Raw genomic sequence first — 16,854 nt, 5'->3', positions numbered from 1 at the left:
AGGGATTTGCAATGACCGATGCATTGGATTGGAATGAGGATCAGTGGAGCGCCGTGAGAAAGGCCGTCCATGACGAGGCGCTTCGCGCCCGGGTGGCCGCCAGTTTCCTGCCCCTGTACGGACCGCTGCCCGCTGACACGCAGTCCGTCCCGCTGAACAAGCTGGATCTGGTCGAGAACTCATCTGGTGCATCCAAAGAACGTCTTGACGTGAACGATTATGATACGTTGCGCCTTACCACCGTATCGGTGAACGTGTACCTGAAAGGCGCACAGGTGGCTGATCCGGAACTGACGGCGGCTCAGATCATGTTCCGCCGAGCGGCCGCCGTTGTGGCACGGGTAGAGGACGACATCATTTTCAACGGTCAACCCGGCACCGGACAGGCCCCCAAACACGCTGGCGGCGCGCCCGACTCATTGCCGCAGATCTATACGATCAGCGGCGGTGGCAAGTATCCGGGATTGCTTGAAGCGGGCGAAGACAAAACCAATACCACGACCAAAAAGAACTATAGCGGAACCGATGTTTTCGAGGCCGTCGTCGAGGGCATCAGCACACTGGAAACGCATGGCTATCTGGGCCCCTATGCCTGTGTGATGGGCAACGGTCTGTTCCGTGCGGTCACGACCCCGCTGCCGAATTCGATGGTGCTGCCACGTGACAGCATTCTCCCGTTCCTGGACGGGCCGTTGCTGCGTTCCAGCACCCTGCCCCCGGACAAGGCAGTGCTTGTGTCCCTGCTGGGTGCACCGGTGGAAATCGTCGTGCCCTCGGATATCGCCGTGAAGTATCTGCAAACCTCTGCCGAGGGCGAGCACGTCTTCCGCGTGCAGCAGAAGTTCCATCTCAGGATCAAGGAAGCTAAGGCCGTCCGCACCATAACCTGTTGACCGGAGATCGGGTCGTGCGCGAGTTTTCAGATCGGGGCGTGACGCTGCGTTGGTCCGAGGCGATCAACGCAGACGGTCTCAGTCGGGTGTTGGTGGAAGCCGGTCCATCCGTGTCGTCGCATGACACGCTACGTCTGATCTGTTCGGAAGATGGCGGCCCCGAGCGTGCCATTCGCGGGTGGCCCTTGTTGCGGGACCCGCAAACAGGGTTTCAACAATTCGCAGCCATTCTTCCGTCGGTCAAACAGGAAAAAACCTTGTCCTGGCGTCCGGTGCTGACGTCGGGAGGGCGCGAGTTTGACCCCGGGCCCGAAAAAGAAATTGAACCTGCCGCACCGGAACCGGCAAAAACCGCAGTGGCGCCGCCGGTACTGGAACATGTCGCCAAATTTGTGGTGCCGTTCGAAAGCAGCTTTCACCCCTCGGGCGAGACGCCGGACGGGATTTGGCTGCATTTCGCCATCAAAGAAGGGGGCACCGTCGAAGGCCCGCATCTGAAAGGGGTGATCGAACCGATCGGAGGAGACTGGATGCGCGTTCGGCCGGATGGTGTGGGGCTGCTTCATGCAAAGGCACTTATAAGACCGTCCATCGGACAAGCTCCGATCCTGTTCGAAGATACGGGTGTGTGTGACTTCGGCCCGGACGGATATGCGGCATTGTCCAAGGGCAATCTGCCCGCTTCGGCTCCGGTACGGCTTGCACCGCGTTACCTGACCTCGAATCCGCATTTCAGCTGGATGAATCGGGTGCAGGGTTTTGGCATTGGCGAAGCCAGCCTGTCAGACATAACCCTGCGCTTTGACGTCTATTCCGCGAAAGGAATTTCCGATGCCTGACAAGGTTGTCATTCTTGGGGGAGGCGTGGCTGGCATGAGCGCCGCGCACGAACTGACTGAACGCGGGTTCGAGGTCGAAGTCCACGAACGCCAGCTGATCCCCGGCGGCAAGGCCCGCAGCATCCCCGTAATGAAGGGTGAAGGGGATCATGGCTCAAAAGCAAAACACATCAAGGCACTGGAGAAATGGGCCGAGATGGATGGGGCCAGTTATCCGCCCGGCGTGAAACGCCCCTGGCTGCCCGGCGAACATGGGTTCAGGTTCTTTCCGAACTTTTATCGGCATATCACCGACACGATGGCCCGCACGCCGTATTACGACAAGGGCACATGCTTTGACAATCTGGTCCCGACCACTCAGGTTCTGGTCAGCCAGTTCGACAAGCCCGGCATCATTGTCCCGGAACGGTTCCCCCGCACGCTCAAGGATGTCGCGGATGCCTTCAAGACCATTGCCTTCGCGCTGTCGCCGAGGGACCAGATCGCGTATGAGGATGTCGAACATTTTGTCGCCTGCATGTGGCGGATCGCGAGTTCCTGCAAGGAACGCCGGTTCGACGAATATGAACGGATCGGTTGGTGGGATTTCATCGGCGCGCAGGACCGTTCGGAAGCCTATCAGAAGTTCCTTGCCATCGGCCTGACCCGTTCGCTGGTGGCCGCCAAGGCCACGACGGCAAGCACGAAGACAGTGGGGGACATTGCTATTCAGCTTCAGCTGGGCATTGCCACGCCCGAGCCACACTGCAACAGGCTGCTGAACGGGCCCACCAATCTTGTCTGGATTCAACCGTGGCTGGATTATCTGACAAGCAAGGGGGTCGTGTACAATTTTGACTCCAAAGTCACCGGAATCGAGTGCCGGAACGGGCGGATTATCGGCGCGACAGTCGAACAGGATGGTAAAGAAAAGCAGGTCACGGGGGACTGGTTCATCAGCGCCATGCCGATTGAACGCATGGCACCGCTTGTGACCCCGGAAATGATGGCGGTTGACCCCGCACTTGCCAAGTTGCCCTTGCTGGCCAATGACGTGCAATGGATGAACGGCATTCAGTTCTATCTGACCAAGGAAGTTGAACTGACCCATGGCCACGTCATTTTCATCGACAGCCCATGGGCTTTGACGGCTGTGTCGCAAAAACAGTTCTGGCACCAGATTGATTTCGACAACTGGGCTGAAGGAAAGACCAAAGGCCTGCTGTCGATCGACATTTCCGAATGGGACAAACCCGGTCTGAACGGGAAGACAGCGCGAAATTGCAGCCGGGAAGAGATTGCAAGCGAGGTTTGGGAACAGGTCAAGCGCGGCATCAACGTGGATGGCCAAACCGTTCTGCGGGACGAGGATATGCATTACTGGTTCCTCGATCCCGATATCGTTCAAGACCCGAACGACCCCAAGCGTCAAAGCAATGTCGAACCCTTGCTGGTCAACCGTATCAACAGCTGGCGCTTGCGCCCGGATGCGGCCACATTGATCCCGAATTTCTTTCTGGCATCGGATTACGTGCGCACTTTCACCGACCTTGCCACGATGGAAGGGGCGAACGAGGCCGCGCGCCGTGCCGTCAACGCCATCCTCCAGCGCAGTGGATCGGATGCAGAGCCCTGCCAGATTTGGGATCTGCACGAGCCCGACATCCTCAAACCGCTGCGTGCCTATGATTACGCCCGCTATCAGGCTGGCCTTCCGTGGGACAACCGGTTCGCGGTCGCGGTCGAAGCCGCGCTGAAAATGGGTCAGGACACGGCAGGAGTTGATCGTGGCGGTGATGGCCCCCTTGCCGCCATAGGAGAACCGGCAACGGAATACTCAAAACCTGGCGGTATCACCGAGGAGCCAGCCATTGCCGAAGCGCTTCGAATGATCTGCCCCCCGAAAGAGCTGTTCGACCTCATCGCGAATTACGAGCCCACTGCCGATCTGCCGATCCCGGGGGATGAGTTGGCAGAAGATGTCGCGTATGATCTGGGTCGGGACAGCGGTCAATCAGGTGCCCTGTCCAGGGCCTTGCCCGTTTCGGATGCACCGCTTTCTGCTTTTGGCGCCGGTTCGGAACGATCCGGTGCGCGGGAAAACAAAAGTCGCGTGATCATCACCCAGAAGGGCTGAGCCTGTGAAACCCGGAACCGCGCATTTGGATCCTGCGGCGAAACAGGATTTTCTGAAAACCCTGACCTCCTACGGGGATCAGGCGCGCGAAACGCTGTTGGGCCTGTTGCCGACGGGTGAGCCTCAGGCCTATCTGTATGGCCCGATGCGCGATTACATCGAAACCTCGGGCAAGGGTCTGAGGCCTGCGCTGTTACTGGCGACATGCGAAGCCTTCGGTGGAAACAGCGAGAATGCGAGGGTCTCGGCCGCAGTTCTTGAGTTGCTGCACAATGCCTTTCTGATCCATGACGACATCGAAGATCAAAGCGATTTCCGGCGCGGGCGCGAATGTATGCACAAGCGGCTTGGGGTTCCCCTGGCGATCAATACCGGCGACGGGATGCAATCGCTGGCCCTGCGCCTGCTGCGTCAGAACCTGGGACCGTTGGGCCCGGAAACCGGTATGCGCGTGGTTGATGAGTTCGACCATCTGTTGCAGCAATCCATCGAAGGTCAGGCGTTGGAACTTGGCTGGATTCGCGACAATCGTTTGAACGTCGATGCATCAGATTATCTGAGGATGTGTCTGAAAAAGACCTGTTGGTACAGTTTCATTCACCCGATGCGCATCGGGGCCCTGATTGCACGGCCACATGATGTCGAGTCCGGTGCGCTTAATCTGGATGATTTCAATGCCTTTGGCTTTTTCCTGGGTGCAGCGTTTCAGATTCAGGACGACGTCTTGAATCTCGTCGGCTCTCAGGACAGTTACGGCAAGGAAATCGGCGGCGACATCTATGAAGGCAAACGCACGCTGATGCTGGGCCAGCTTGGCCTGAAGGCGGAAGAGCCCGAACAGGCACGGTTGGCCGAGATGCTGTCAAACCCACGCGATGCCCGGTCGACGCAAGATGTCGCCTGGGTGCTGGAGCGCATGAACCATTACGGCAGCATCCGCTATGCGCAAGACGCGGCAAATGATCTGCTGGCCTCGGCCCGGAGTGAGTTCGCGCGGGTGTTCGCGGGTACAGAAGACGCGCCGCGCGCGTTTCTGGGACAGTTCATGGACTATCTCGTGACCCGTCAGGTCTGAGCGCCCGCCACCTCGAAAATCACCACGACCGAGGTCTGGTCCGTTCCGGTACAGGCGATCCGGCCATGATATTCACCGGGTTCGGTGAGATCGGGTATAGTGACGGCAACAGCAACATCCGTTGCTTCCCCCGGTTCAAGCTTGATTTGTGGCGGGATCACATTGATGCGGTTGGCCGGCAGAATGTCACCGTTCGGGTTGGTCAGATCCCCCGGTTCGAACTGCATCTGAACAGGGGCCGCGCCTTCCGGTGCTTCAAAGGACAGCAGAATGGTGGCGGTGCCGCCGGGATGACAGGTTTTGCGGCACCTGAACGGACCGTCCAGATGCTGCTGCGGGCCCCGTTCCCTGTCGAGCACGCGGCGCGCAATATCGGAAATCGGTTGATCGTCGAGCTGCGGCGCAATCGGGCTGACCGCCCGAGATGCACTAACATATGGTTTTCGTTCGAAATACGGCATGCCTAACTGTGCACGTGCCGTGCGGATCAGTAAATGGCAAATTCACGTTCTGCGATCAGAGTTCACTTCCCTTTCCAGACCGGATCTCTTTTCTCGGCGAAAGCGCGCGCGCCTTCCAGTTGATCTTCGCTGGCATAGAGAACGTCCACGGTTCTGAGCTGACGCTTGGTGATGCGATTCATGGCATCCTGAAACTTGGCATCTTCGGCATCGCGTACGATTTCCTTGATCGCGGCATAAACCAGGGGCGGTCCCGAGGCCAACAGCCGGGCCAGCTCCCAGGCGCGGTCCATCAGTTGATCCGCGGCGACGATCTCGTTCACCAGACCCCAGCGATTGGCTTCCTCTGCGTCGAACCAACGGCCGGTAAGCAGCAACTCCATCGCGATGTGGTAAGGGAGGCGCTTGGGCAGTTTGACGCTGGCCGCATCCGCGACAGTCCCCGAGCGGATTTCCGGCAGGGCGAATGTGGCGTGATCGGCGGCAAGAATCATGTCGGCTGACAAGGCCAGCTCCAGCCCGCCGCCACAGGCGATGCCGTTGACGGCCGCGATCACGGGTTTGTTCAGGTCGCGCAGCTCTTGCAGGCCGCCGAACCCTCCGACGCCATAATCCCCGTCTACCGCATCCCCGTCGGCCGCTGCTTTCAGGTCCCAGCCCGGGCAAAAGAACTTCTCTCCGCCGCCCGTCAGAATGGCCACGCGCAGCTCTGGATCGTCGCGAAACGCGGCGAACACCTCACCCATCCTGCGGCTGGTGACAAGATCGATGGCGTTGGCCTTGGGCCGGTCCAGCGTCACCTCAAGGATCGCTCCGTCGCGGCGGGTTTTGATCGGGTCCATATCTCAGGCCTTTCTTATCAGTGCATCCACGGCAACGGCCTTGTCCGGCGTGCACAGGAGCGGGTTAATCTCGACCTCGCCAAGCGTGTCGGCATTTTGCATGACATAGGCCTGAACGGCCTCGACTGCGGCGATGATTGCATCCATATCAGCCGCCCGTTGGCCGCGATAGCCTGCCAGAATCGGGGCGGTTTTCAATTTGCCAAGCGCGGCACGGATGTCCTCGGGCGTGCTTGGCACCAGCACCGACGCCGTGTCGCGCAGGATTTCGGTCAGCACGCCCCCCGCCCCCAATGTCAGGACAAACCCATGCGCCGGGTCACGGACGACACCGACCAGCAATTCGGCAACGGTTCCGGTGATCATCTCTTCGATCAGGATGCTATCTGTGCCAATTTCGGCTGCGACATCGGCCACATCCTCGGCCTTGATGCCCAGCCGAACGGCGCCGTATTCGGACTTATGCGCAAGCCCAACTCCTTTCACTGCAAAGGGTGCTTCCATGTCCTGCGCGGCCGAATGGGCCTCTGCCGGGCCGCAAACCGTGCGGCTTTGCGGAACTTGCAGGCCGCATTCGGCCAGCGCCCGTTTCGATTCGCCTTCGGTCAGGGTTTGGGTCGCCTCAGCCGTTCCAGGCAACCAGACAGGATGCGCGGACGGGGGCGAAATCTGACCCGCAGCGCGCGTGGCCGCCAGTGCTTCGCGCAATCCCATGAATGGAACGACACCACCGGCCATCAGCTCTTGCGCGACGTCTTCAGGCAGAAGTTCAGGCAGCGTCGCAACAATCGAAAACCGGGCGCCGGTTTCGGCACGCACTTTCAACGCAGCTCGGGTCGCGCAACTCCAATCGGTCGGATCCGTCGTCGGATAGTCGACGATCGAGAACGTCAGGTCGATGTCGTCACCCGTCATGCCTGACCAGGCCTGTGCCATCGCCTCTTCATCGCGCCAGATATACGTGTGATAATCCAGCGGGTTGTTCAACGCGACCATAGGGCCAAGCGCGTCACGCAAGCGCGCCCTTTTGTCATCGCTCAACTGCGGAAAACTCAGGCCCGTACCAACCGCCATATCTGCGATCAGGCTCGCCTCACCCCCTGAACAACTGATCGAAGCGATGCGGCCACCCGGCAGCGGCCCATAGCAGTGCAACAGTTTCAGCGTCTCAAGAAAGTCCGGCAACGCAGACAGACGCGGAATGCCCAGCCGGTCCAGAAGGGCCTGCGCGCCCGCATCGCTGCCTGCAAGCGACGCAGTGTGCGAGACAGTCGCGGCCTTTGCCTGCTCCGACGCACCCACTTTCAGGGCGACCAGCGGGATGCCCTTGGAAAAAGCCTTGGCGGCCAACGCCTCCCATTCCCGGATGTCCTTGAACCCTTCGATATGCAGACCCACGGCGGTTACGCGCGGATCATCGATCAAGGCCGAGGCGATTTCGGCCTGGCTGGTCTGGGCCATGTTTCCGCATGCCATCATGTAGGCAATCGGCAACCCACGTTTCTGCATGGTCAGGTTGATCGAGATGTTCGAGCTTTGTGTCAGGATCGCCACGCCCTTGTCCACAGGGGTGGCCCCGTGCTGGTCCGGCCACAACAGCGCCCCATCCAGCGCGTTGATGAAGCCATAGCAGTTCGGACCAAGAATGGGCATGTCACCGGCTGCGGCAATCAGTTGATCCTGCAAGTCCCCGCCGGTGTCATCTTCGGCAACGGCCTCGGAAAAGCCCGAGGCAAAGCACACCGCCCCTCCTGCGCCCATACTGGACAGGACACGAACGGCCTCGATGGTGGCGTGGCGGTTGATACCGATGAAAACCGCATCCGGGGCTTCGGGCAGGTCCTCGATGTGGCCGAAAACCTTGTGGCCCGCAATTTCCGACGCTTTGGGATGCACCGGCCAGATTTGACCGGCATAGCCCATGCGTTCGGATTGCAGAACAACCTGCTGACACCACGCGCCGCCGCCGATGACGGCGATGGTTTTAGGGCGCAGCAGCCGGGTCAGGTCTTTGTTCATGGTCAGGCGCCCAAGGGACGTAGAAGATCGCGGCTGATTATGTGGCGCTGAATTTCGCTGGTGCCGTCCCAGATGCGCTCGACCCGGGCATCGCGCCAGAACCGTTCGATCGGGAAATCGTCCATCAAACCCATACCCCCGAAGATCTGAAGTGTGGTATCCGTCACCCGCGCCAGCGTTTCCGAGGCATAGAGCTTGGCCGAGGCAATCTCGCGGTTCGATGGCAGGTTTTGATCCAGACGCCACGCGGCCGCGAGTGTCAGCCAATCGGCGGCATCGATCTCGGTGATCATGTCGGCGATCTGGAAGCCGACGCCCTGAAACTTGCCGATGGGCTGGCCGAACTGTTTGCGCTCGGCCGCATAGTTCAGCGCATAGTCAAAGCAGCGCCGCGCGCGACCGACCGAGAACGCCGCAACCGTCAGGCGGGTTGCGTAAAGCCATTCGTTCATCACGGCAAAGCCGCCATCAACCTCGCCCAGAACCTGTGCGTCGGGCAGACGGCAGTTGTCGAAATACAGGATATAGTTCTTGTAGCCCTTGTGGCTGACCGAGTTGTAGCCCTCGCGCACTTCAAACCCCGGAGTACCGCGATCCACCAGGAAAGTGGTGATGCGTTTCTTCGGGCCCTTGGGGGTTTCGTCCACGCCGGTCGCGATGAAGACGATGAAGAAATCCGCGTGTTCCGCGCCCGAGATGAAATGTTTCGATCCGTTGACAACCCAATCGCCGCCATCGCGCACCGCCTGGCATTTCATACCACGCACATCCGAACCCGCATCCGGTTCGGTCATCGCCAGAGCGTCCATCTTGTCGCCACGTACGGCAGGCAGAAGATACCGTTCGCGCTGCTCGTCGTTGCAGGCCATCAGGATGTTCTGCGGGCGCCCAAAGAAATGCGTCAGCGCCATTGACCCGCGGCCAAGCTCGCGCTCGACCAAGGTGAAATCCAGATGAGACAGACCTGCCCCGCCGACTTCCTCGGGGAAGTTGCAGGCATAAAAGCCCAGATCTATACATTTCTGCTTGATCTGCTCACCCAGCTCAGGAGGCACGGTTCCCGAGCGCTCGACCGCGTCTTCATGCGGGTAGATTTCGTTTTCAACAAAGCTTCGGACCGTCGAGACGATCATGTCCTGTTCTTCTGTCAGACCAAACTGCATGGCGCGTGTTCCCTGGATCGGTGGTTGACCAACCAAACGCCATCGCTCATGGTCGCGACATGCAGAGTTGATATCAAATCATGCCAAATTCGAAAATTTTGACGCGACACTACAACATCCTGCTCTTCAACGGGTTTTCGAACCATTGCCTTGCAAACATGGTCGAACCGCTCAGGGCTGCGAACAACCTGTCGAGGCAGGTTTTGTATTCATGGCGTTTCTGTTCCATTGACGGAGACCCCGTGCAAAGTTCCAGCGGCCTTGTCGTTACACCGAATGGTTCAATCTCTGACCAGCAAGGCGACGTTCTGGTGGTCATGCCGTCCTATGGGTATCGCAAGCTGGACACGCGATCGACCACGCGCATCGTGCTGGCTGCGGCCCGGAGACACCGGCAAGTGGCCGGATTGGATACCGGCAGTTGGCTACTGGCCCGCGCCGGTTTGCTGGATGAGCACCGGGCAACCATTCACTGGGAAGAACTTTCCCGGTTCGAAGAAAGTTTTCCGGCCGTGGATGCGGTGCAGGAACGTTTTGTCATCGATGGCAACAGGCTGACCTGTTCCGGGGCGATGGCCGCGTTCGATCTGGCCTCGGCCCTGATCCGCAGGGATCACGGCCCCCTTTTGTCCATGGAAGTCGGGCATCTTCTGATGAGCCGAAATGGGCAGGATCATTACCCTTTGCCTCTGAAGTCCGAAGACACTTTGGTCAATCGCGCACTGGCTGTCATGCAGGCGAACCTTGAAACACCTCTTTCGATCAGGGAACTGGCCCGCAAGATCGGGTGTTCGCAAAAGCGGATCGAAATGCGCGTTCAGGCGGAGCTCAAGACCACGCCGCAGGCGCTTTACCGCCGGCTGAGGCTGAACCTTGCACGCAATCTGGCAGAAGATACTGAGCAATCCATCGCCGAAATCGCCGGTCGTTGCGGATATGAAAACGCCAGCGCCATGACGCGGGCATTCAAGGCAGAATTCGGCCAGACACCGACGGCGTTTCGCCACCGAAGCCTGTCTGACGGCTGAATGGGGTGCGCATGGCGATGCCCGCTTTTCTGGAAAACCAAAGAACCCTGGGGGCTATTCCAGCGAAACCCACAGCACCTTGGCGTCTTCTTCGCTGGTCGAAATACACCCATGCCCCATTCCACTGTCATAATAAAGCGAGTCACCGGCCTTCATTGGCAAAGGGCGGTAATGTTCAGACACGAAGATGAGTTCACCGCTGAGCACATACATGAATTCTTCTCCGGAATGTCGGATCCACGTCTCGAACTCCGACAGGTCGCGCGCCTTGATTGTCGCGATATAGGGCAGCATTCGCTTGCTGGTCAGTTCGGGGCAAAGCAGTTCATGCAGGTAAGTGGGCGTATCCTTGATTTCCCCCTCGCCTTTCGGAGTGAAATCGCGGCGGCCTGAAATGCCGGATTGACCCGACTGAAGAAACAACTGCGGCGTGCTCATATCCAGGGCCTGTGTCAGACGCCGTACAATGTCAAAGCTTGGCTTCGTCTGGTTGTTTTCGATCTTGGACAGCGTCGAGCGCCCGATACCCGCAGCGCGGCCGGCTTCTTCCAGAGTCCACCCTTTCGCGCGCCGCGCATCGCGGATGGAGCGGCCCAGAGCCTCTCCTTCATCCAGAAGTTCCTGTCCGGAAACATCATTTCGGCTTTCGTCGCCCATTGAATTCCCCCTGTTTTATCAAAGGTTACATGCCTCCCAATATATACGCAACTTCTTGAATAAGAGATTTTTGTTGCCTAAAGCACATTATTTCCCCTATAGGAAACAAAGTTTCGCACTGAGGATTCGGGGCAAAAGGAGGAGACTATGTTCAAAACGTCGCTGATTGAGGCAGATCCCGTCATTGCCGCGTCCATCTCGCGCGAGGGTGAACGCCAGGCGGAACAGATCGAGTTGATCGCCTCGGAGAACATTGTCTCGAAGGCCGTGATCGAAGCGCAGGGTTCGGTCTTGACCAACAAATATGCCGAAGGCTATCCGGGCCGCCGCTATTATGGCGGCTGCGAATATGTCGATGAGGTCGAAGTCGAGGCGATCGAACGCCTCAAGAAGCTGTTTGGCTGTGAATATGCCAACGTTCAGCCCCATTCCGGCGCACAGGCCAACGGGGCCGTCAAGCTGGCGCTGCTGAACCCGAGCGACACCATTCTTGGCATGTCGCTGGATGCAGGTGGCCATCTGACCCACGGTGCGAAACCGGCGCAGTCCGGCAAATGGTTCCGGCCCGTGCAGTACGGCCTGACCGATGCAGGGTTGATCGATTATGATCAGGTCGCCGAATTGGCGCGGGCGGAAAAGCCCAGGCTGATCATCGCAGGTGCGTCCGCCTACTCGCAAAAGATCGACTTTGCCAGGTTCCGCGAAATCGCGGACGAGGTTGGCGCATGGCTGCTGGCCGATATCGCTCATATTGCCGGATTGGTGGCGACCGGCCTGCACCCCTCGCCCGTAGGACACGCACATGTCGTGACCTCGACCACGCACAAAACACTGCGCGGGCCTCGTGGCGGCATCATCCTGACCAATGACGAGGCGCTGGCGAAAAAGATCAATTCTGCTGTCTTCCCCGGCCTACAGGGCGGCCCGCTGATGCACGTCATCGCAGGCAAGGCGGTGGCCTTTGGCGAGGCACTGAAACCCGAATTCAAGGAATACATGCAGCGCGTCGTTGACAGCGCATCGGCCTTGGCCAGCGTCATGATGGCGCGCGGATGTGACATCGTTTCCGGCGGCACCCAGAACCACCTGATGCTGGTCGATCTGCGCCCGATCGGCGTAACCGGCAAGGACGCCGAGGCGGCGCTCGAGCGGGCCGGCTTTACCTGCAACAAGAACAGCGTTCCCGGAGATCCGGAAAAACCCACCATCACCAGCGGCATCCGTCTTGGCACCGCCGCCGGGTGCAGCCGTGGCTTTGGCCCGGAAGAGTTCAGGCAGATCGGCCATCTGATCGGTGATGTTCTGGAGGCGCTCGCGAAGTCTCCTGACGGTGACGAAACCGTCGAAAAGGAAACCCGCAAACAGGTTCGCGCACTTTGCGCAAGCTACCCGATCTACTGAAAGTGCGCGAAATGAATACCTATGACCTCATCGTTATCGGGGGCGGACCGGGCGGCTATGTTGCCGCGATCCGCGCGGCTCAGCTGGGGCTGAAAGTGGCCTGTGTCGAAGGGCGCGGCGCACTGGGCGGTACCTGTCTGAACGTGGGGTGCATCCCCTCCAAAGCGTTGCTGACCTCCTCGGCCAAATATGCCGAGCTTGCACATCTCTCCTCCCATGGCATTGCGGTCGAGGGGGCCAGCATCGACGTCAGTGCGATGATGGGGCGCAAGGACAAGATCGTCGGTGATCTGACCAAGGGCATCGCGTTCCTGTTCAAGAAGAACGGCGTCGATCTGATCGAAGGCTGGGCCAGCATCCCGGCCACTGGTCAAGTCAAGGTCGGCGACAGCGTATACGAAGCAAAGAACATCCTGATCGCGACCGGATCCGAGCCGACCTCACTGCCGGGGATCGAGATTGATGAGCAGGATGTGCTCAGTTCGACCGGTGCAATCGCGTTGCAGAGCGTTCCGGATCATCTGGTGGTGATCGGTGCAGGTGTCATCGGTCTGGAACTTGGGCAGGTCTGGGCGCGTCTGGGCGCCAAGGTCACCGTGGTCGAATATCTGGATCGCGTTTTGCCCGGCATCGATGGCGAGATCGCCAAGCTGGCGCAGCGGGCGCTGTCCAAACGCGGCTTGAAGTTCCAACTGGGTCGAGCCCTCAAATCGGTTGAGAAAACCGCGGCTGGCCTGACCCTGACCGTAGACCGCGTCGGCAAGGACAAGGAAGAAGTGATCGAAGCCGACAAGGTTCTGATCGCTGTGGGCCGCCGCCCGGTGACGCGCGGGCTTGCGCTGGAAGAGCTGGGCGTGGCCGTGAACCCGCGTGGCTTCATCGAAGTCGACAGCACATTCCAGACGTCGGTGCCCGGGATCTATGCCATTGGTGACTGTGTTCCCGGCCCGATGCTGGCCCACAAGGCCGAAGAGGACGGCGTTGCCTGTGTCGAGATGCTGGCCGGCGAAGCCGGTCATGTCGATTACAACACCGTGCCGGGTGTGGTCTACACCGATCCCGAAGTGGCCTCGGTTGGTCAGACCGAAGAGGCCCTGAAAGACGCAGGCGTCGAATATGTTGTCGGCAAGTTTGCCTTTATGGCCAATTCGCGGGCGCGTTCGACGGGTGAAACAGATGGCGCGGTCAAGGTTCTGGCCGGTTCTGATGGCAAGATCCTCGGAGCCCATATCTGTGGTGCCCATGGCGGCGATCTGATCGCCGAGCTGGTACTGGCCATGACCAAAAGCGCGACCGTCGCCGAGGTTGCAGCAACCTGTCATGCGCACCCGGCGATGGGCGAGACGGTCAAGGAAGCCTGCCTCGATGCCATGGGCCGCGCAATCCACGCGTAAGTGAGGACAGCCAGATGACCATCCAGCTTCGACCACGTCACCCGGAAAAGGCCAAGAAGGCCGACAGTGTCATCCCGCGCAAACCGAAATGGATTCGCAAGAAGAAGATCGAAAGCGCCGCGTATTACGAAACCCGGCGTCTGATGCGGGATCACGGTCTGGCAACAGTCTGCGAAGAAGCGGCCTGCCCCAATATCGGCGAATGCTGGTCCAAGCGCCATGCAACCATGATGATCATGGGCGAGATCTGCACGCGGGGCTGTTCGTTCTGCAATGTGGCCACCGGCCGCCCCGATGCGCTGGACGCGTTCGAACCCGGCAGGGTTGCGGCGGCGGTCAAGAAACTGGGCCTGCGCCACGTGGTGATCACGTCGGTTGATCGCGATGATCTGGCCGACGGCGGGGCCGAGCATATCGCCCAGACAATCCGCGCCGTACGCCATCAGAACCCCGGCACCACTGTCGAGGTTCTGACCCCCGACTTCCTGGGCAAGGGCGACGCCGCAAAAATCGTCTTTGACGCAGCGCCGGACGTGTTCAACCACAACCTGGAAACCGTCCCGAACCTGTATCCGACGGTTCGCCCCGGCGCGCGCTATTATGCCTCGCTGCGGCTGTTGGACGATGCCAAACGCTCGAACCCCGAGATTTTCACCAAGTCGGGTCTGATGGTCGGGCTGGGTGAAACTCTGAACGACGTGCGTCAGGTGATGGATGATCTGCGCGCGGCCAATGTCGATTTTCTGACGGTCGGGCAGTATCTGCAACCGACACCAAAACATCATCCGATTGACCGGTTCTGGTCACCCGAGGAGTTCGCCCAACTGGAACAGATCGCCCGTTCCAAGGGCTTTTTGCACGTGTCAGCCACGCCGCTGACCCGTTCATCGTTCCATGCCGACGAAGATTTCACTGCTCTCAAGCAGGCCCGCCAGCGGGCCATCGCGACCGGGGCATAAACCAAACGCAAATGGGAGGGAAACCATGGAAGCGTTAAATTCAATCGTAGGGGCCATCAATGGCGTCGTGTGGGGGCCGATGATGCTGGTCCTCATCCTCGGCGTTGGCTTCTTCCTGCAGGTCGGGCTGAAATTCATGCCGATCCTTCGCATCGGCACAGGCTTCAGCCTGTTGTTCAAAGGCCGTGAGGGTCAGGGCGAAGGGCAGATCAGCCCGTTCAACGCGCTGATGACCTCGCTGTCGGCGACCATCGGTACAGGCAACATCGCCGGTGTGGCCACTGCTGTCTTCCTGGGCGGTCCGGGCGCCTTGTTCTGGATGTGGATGACCGCCCTGGTGGGCATGGCCACCAAATATGCCGAAGCCGTCTGCGCCGTGAAATATCGCGAGAAAGACGAGCTGGGCAACTATGTCGGCGGCCCGATGTACTACATCAAGAACGGTCTTGGTGCGAAGTGGGCGTGGCTGGGCGTGGCTTTTGCCCTGTTCGGCGCGGTTGCTGCCTTCGGCATCGGCAACGGTGTGCAGGCCAACGGTGTTGCTCAGGTGCTGGAAGCCAATTTTGGCCTGAACACCTCGGTCACTGGCGTTGTTCTGATGGTCCTGACCGCAGCCGTTATCCTGGGCGGCATCACCCGCATCGGTGCGGTTGCTGGTAAGCTGGTCCCCTTCATGGCCGTTGCCTACATCATCGCGGGCCTGCTGGTTCTGCTGATCAACATCGGCAACATCGGACATGCGCTGTCGCTGGTCTTTACCTATGCGTTTACCCCGTCCGCCGCAGAAGGTGGTTTCGCGGGTGCAGCCGTCTGGGCCGCCATCCGCTTCGGTGTGGCACGTGGCGTGTTTTCGAACGAAGCCGGTCTGGGTTCGGCCCCGATCGCGCATGCCGCAGCCGAAACCAAAGGTCCGGTCAACCAGGGCCTGATCGCGATGCTGGGTACGTTCATCGATACCATCATCGTCTGCTCGATCACCGGTCTGGCCATCATCGCGTCGGGTGCATGGACATCGGGTGAATCCGGTGCGGCGCTGACCAGCCACGCGTTCGAACTGTCGCTGCCGGGTATCGGCGGGTACCTGATCGCCATCGCTCTGTCGATCTTTGCCTTCACCACCATCCTCGGCTGGTCGTTCTACGGCGAGAAATGTGTCGAGTTCCTGCTGGGTGTGAAATCCCTGATGCCCTACCGCGTTCTGTGGATCGTGATGATCTATTTCGGCGCAACCGCGGATCTGGGCTTCATCTGGCTGCTGGCCGATACGCTGAACGCCATGATGGCCATTCCGAACCTGATCGCCCTGGCGCTGCTGAGCCCGATCGTCTTCAAACTGACGAAAGAGTTCTTCGCCTCGGGCGGCAAGTCCGAAGAGCCGGGCGGCACACCTGCCGAATAAGCTCGGCCCCACCAAAACGGGGGGCCATCCCGGCCCCCCGCCTTTGAAACAGAATTCCATATCTCGAGGAGAGACGTGATGGCCACGAAAATCCTGCTGCCCATTGATCACACCGACGACCGCTCGTGGAAACTGGCCCTGCCGGTCGCTTTGGAACAGGCAAAATTCTACGGTGCCGAACTGCATGCGGTTGCCGTCATCCCCGAGATCATCCAGCTGCCGAACCTGCCCGCCAACTATGGTGCCGGCGCAAAAGACCACGTGCGGGGTGCGGTTCAGGCGATTTTGGATCATGCCAAGGCTTCCGACGTGCCGGTCCATGTCGAAGAAGGCAGTGTTTACCGCGAAATCCTGAAGCTTGCCTACAAGGAAGGCTTTGATCTGATCGTCATGGCATCGACCAAGGGCGATTTCCCGAACTACGAGATTGGCCCGAACCTGGCCCGTGTCGTGCGCAATGCGCATTGCACCGTCATGGTCGTCCGCGACCAGTCCCGCTGATTGAAAGGTTGAAGAAATGACCACACCGAAGCGCACGCCGTTGTATGACCTTCACGTCGAGCTTGGCGGCAAGATGGTTGATTTTGCTGGTTGGGAGATGCCTGTTC

15 protein-coding genes are annotated in these 16,854 nt (G+C 59.7%); 10 read left to right on the top strand and 5 right to left on the bottom strand.

The genetic code is table 11. The annotated features are described in order from the left end of the window. Window positions 1-11 precede the first annotated feature (11 nt). The 4 genes from ACR0A2_RS19860 to ACR0A2_RS19845 are packed head-to-tail and all read left to right on the top strand — an operon-like array spanning window position 12 to window position 4,923. The gene (locus ACR0A2_RS19860; protein WP_480836839.1) at window positions 12-893 is read left to right on the top strand and encodes an encapsulin; all 882 of its coding nucleotides are present in this window, start codon (window positions 12-14) and stop codon (window positions 891-893) included. Window positions 894-907: 14 nt separating this feature from the next. Continuing rightward, window positions 908-1,732: a DUF3237 domain-containing protein gene (locus ACR0A2_RS19855; protein ID WP_171169797.1), complete on the top strand. Its 825-nt coding sequence runs from the start codon at window positions 908-910 to the stop codon at window positions 1,730-1,732. Beyond that, window positions 1,725-3,848 carry a hydroxysqualene dehydroxylase gene (locus ACR0A2_RS19850; RefSeq protein WP_480836837.1) on the top strand — a complete coding sequence of 708 codons (2,124 nt, stop codon included), beginning with the start codon at window positions 1,725-1,727 and terminating at the stop codon, window positions 3,846-3,848. Before ACR0A2_RS19855 ends, ACR0A2_RS19850 begins: the two co-directional genes overlap by 8 nt. Before the next feature lie 4 nt (window positions 3,849-3,852). After that, the gene (locus ACR0A2_RS19845) at window positions 3,853-4,923 is read left to right on the top strand and encodes a polyprenyl synthetase family protein (RefSeq protein ID WP_480836835.1); all 1,071 of its coding nucleotides are present in this window, start codon (window positions 3,853-3,855) and stop codon (window positions 4,921-4,923) included. On the opposite strand, the gene ACR0A2_RS19840 is transcribed toward ACR0A2_RS19845, so the two are convergent. The 4 genes from ACR0A2_RS19840 to ACR0A2_RS19825 all read right to left on the bottom strand — a co-directional run bounded on the left by ACR0A2_RS19840 (window position 4,914) and on the right by ACR0A2_RS19825 (window position 9,408). Then, a complete protein-coding gene (locus ACR0A2_RS19840) occupies window positions 4,914-5,384 on the bottom strand; it encodes a hypothetical protein (protein ID WP_480836833.1) in 471 nt (156 codons plus the stop codon). The genes ACR0A2_RS19845 and ACR0A2_RS19840 overlap by 10 nt on opposite strands. 62 nt (window positions 5,385-5,446) lie before the next feature. After that, window positions 5,447-6,226 (bottom strand): carnitinyl-CoA dehydratase, encoded by a 780-nt coding sequence (locus tag ACR0A2_RS19835; protein WP_480836831.1) that lies wholly within the window; start codon window positions 6,224-6,226, stop codon window positions 5,447-5,449. A gap of 3 nt (window positions 6,227-6,229) precedes the next feature. Continuing rightward, window positions 6,230-8,245, bottom strand: coding sequence for an acetate--CoA ligase family protein (locus ACR0A2_RS19830; RefSeq protein ID WP_480836829.1), 2,016 nt, complete (start codon window positions 8,243-8,245; stop codon window positions 6,230-6,232). 2 nt (window positions 8,246-8,247) lie between these two features. Continuing rightward, window positions 8,248-9,408 (bottom strand): acyl-CoA dehydrogenase family protein, encoded by a 1,161-nt coding sequence (locus ACR0A2_RS19825; protein ID WP_152460401.1) that lies wholly within the window; start codon window positions 9,406-9,408, stop codon window positions 8,248-8,250. A gap of 80 nt (window positions 9,409-9,488) precedes the next feature. Between ACR0A2_RS19825 and ACR0A2_RS19820 the strand changes: the two genes are divergently transcribed. After that, complete coding sequence (locus ACR0A2_RS19820) at window positions 9,489-10,436, top strand: GlxA family transcriptional regulator (protein ID WP_480836827.1); 948 nt, start codon at window positions 9,489-9,491, stop codon at window positions 10,434-10,436. 54 nt (window positions 10,437-10,490) lie between these two features. Here the strand turns inward: ACR0A2_RS19820 and ACR0A2_RS19815 are convergent, their stop codons facing one another. Continuing rightward, window positions 10,491-11,093 (bottom strand): helix-turn-helix domain-containing protein, encoded by a 603-nt coding sequence (locus tag ACR0A2_RS19815; protein WP_171228866.1) that lies wholly within the window; start codon window positions 11,091-11,093, stop codon window positions 10,491-10,493. A 147-nt stretch (window positions 11,094-11,240) separates the two neighbouring features. Here ACR0A2_RS19815 and glyA point away from each other — a divergent pair, with 147 nt between their 5' ends. The 5 genes from glyA (at window position 11,241) to ACR0A2_RS19790 (ending at window position 16,747) form a co-directional block, all read left to right on the top strand. After that, a complete protein-coding gene (glyA, locus tag ACR0A2_RS19810; protein WP_480836825.1) occupies window positions 11,241-12,494 on the top strand; it encodes a serine hydroxymethyltransferase in 1,254 nt (417 codons plus the stop codon). Between the two features lie 11 nt (window positions 12,495-12,505). Next, entirely contained in the window at window positions 12,506-13,888 is a 1,383-nt protein-coding gene (gene lpdA / locus ACR0A2_RS19805; RefSeq protein ID WP_480836823.1) for a dihydrolipoyl dehydrogenase, read from the top strand. A gap of 14 nt (window positions 13,889-13,902) precedes the next feature. Then, window positions 13,903-14,847 (top strand): lipoyl synthase, encoded by a 945-nt coding sequence (gene lipA / locus ACR0A2_RS19800; protein WP_480836821.1) that lies wholly within the window; start codon window positions 13,903-13,905, stop codon window positions 14,845-14,847. A 25-nt stretch (window positions 14,848-14,872) separates the two neighbouring features. Continuing rightward, the gene (locus tag ACR0A2_RS19795; RefSeq protein WP_171119391.1) at window positions 14,873-16,246 is read left to right on the top strand and encodes an alanine/glycine:cation symporter family protein; all 1,374 of its coding nucleotides are present in this window, start codon (window positions 14,873-14,875) and stop codon (window positions 16,244-16,246) included. Between the two features lie 78 nt (window positions 16,247-16,324). Next, window positions 16,325-16,747, top strand: a complete 423-nt coding sequence (locus ACR0A2_RS19790) for a universal stress protein (protein WP_171635830.1) — start codon at window positions 16,325-16,327, stop codon at window positions 16,745-16,747. Window positions 16,748-16,854 lie beyond the last annotated feature (107 nt).

This window comes from Ruegeria sp. H8 (assembly GCF_056532905.1).
The sequence above is the reverse complement of the archived record's forward strand: the minus strand, read 5'-3'. Positions and strand labels throughout refer to the sequence as shown.

Bases quoted from the DNA above. Each gene is read 5' to 3' on its own strand.
- ACR0A2_RS19860 (WP_480836839.1), top strand. From the start codon at position 12: ATGACCGATGCATTGGATTGGAATGAGGATCAGTGGAGCGCCGTGAGA.
- ACR0A2_RS19850 (WP_480836837.1), top strand. From the start codon at position 1,725: ATGCCTGACAAGGTTGTCATTCTTGGGGGAGGCGTGGCTGGCATGAGC.
- ACR0A2_RS19840 (WP_480836833.1), bottom strand. From the start codon at position 5,384: ATGCCGTATTTCGAACGAAAACCATATGTTAGTGCATCTCGGGCGGTC.
- ACR0A2_RS19835 (WP_480836831.1), bottom strand. From the start codon at position 6,226: ATGGACCCGATCAAAACCCGCCGCGACGGAGCGATCCTTGAGGTGACG.
- ACR0A2_RS19830 (WP_480836829.1), bottom strand. From the start codon at position 8,245: ATGAACAAAGACCTGACCCGGCTGCTGCGCCCTAAAACCATCGCCGTC.
- ACR0A2_RS19825 (WP_152460401.1), bottom strand. From the start codon at position 9,408: ATGCAGTTTGGTCTGACAGAAGAACAGGACATGATCGTCTCGACGGTC.
- ACR0A2_RS19820 (WP_480836827.1), top strand. From the start codon at position 9,489: ATGCCAAATTCGAAAATTTTGACGCGACACTACAACATCCTGCTCTTC.
- ACR0A2_RS19815 (WP_171228866.1), bottom strand. From the start codon at position 11,093: ATGGGCGACGAAAGCCGAAATGATGTTTCCGGACAGGAACTTCTGGAT.
- glyA (WP_480836825.1), top strand. From the start codon at position 11,241: ATGTTCAAAACGTCGCTGATTGAGGCAGATCCCGTCATTGCCGCGTCC.
- lpdA (WP_480836823.1), top strand. From the start codon at position 12,506: ATGAATACCTATGACCTCATCGTTATCGGGGGCGGACCGGGCGGCTAT.
- lipA (WP_480836821.1), top strand. From the start codon at position 13,903: ATGACCATCCAGCTTCGACCACGTCACCCGGAAAAGGCCAAGAAGGCC.
- ACR0A2_RS19795 (WP_171119391.1), top strand. From the start codon at position 14,873: ATGGAAGCGTTAAATTCAATCGTAGGGGCCATCAATGGCGTCGTGTGG.
- ACR0A2_RS19790 (WP_171635830.1), top strand. From the start codon at position 16,325: ATGGCCACGAAAATCCTGCTGCCCATTGATCACACCGACGACCGCTCG.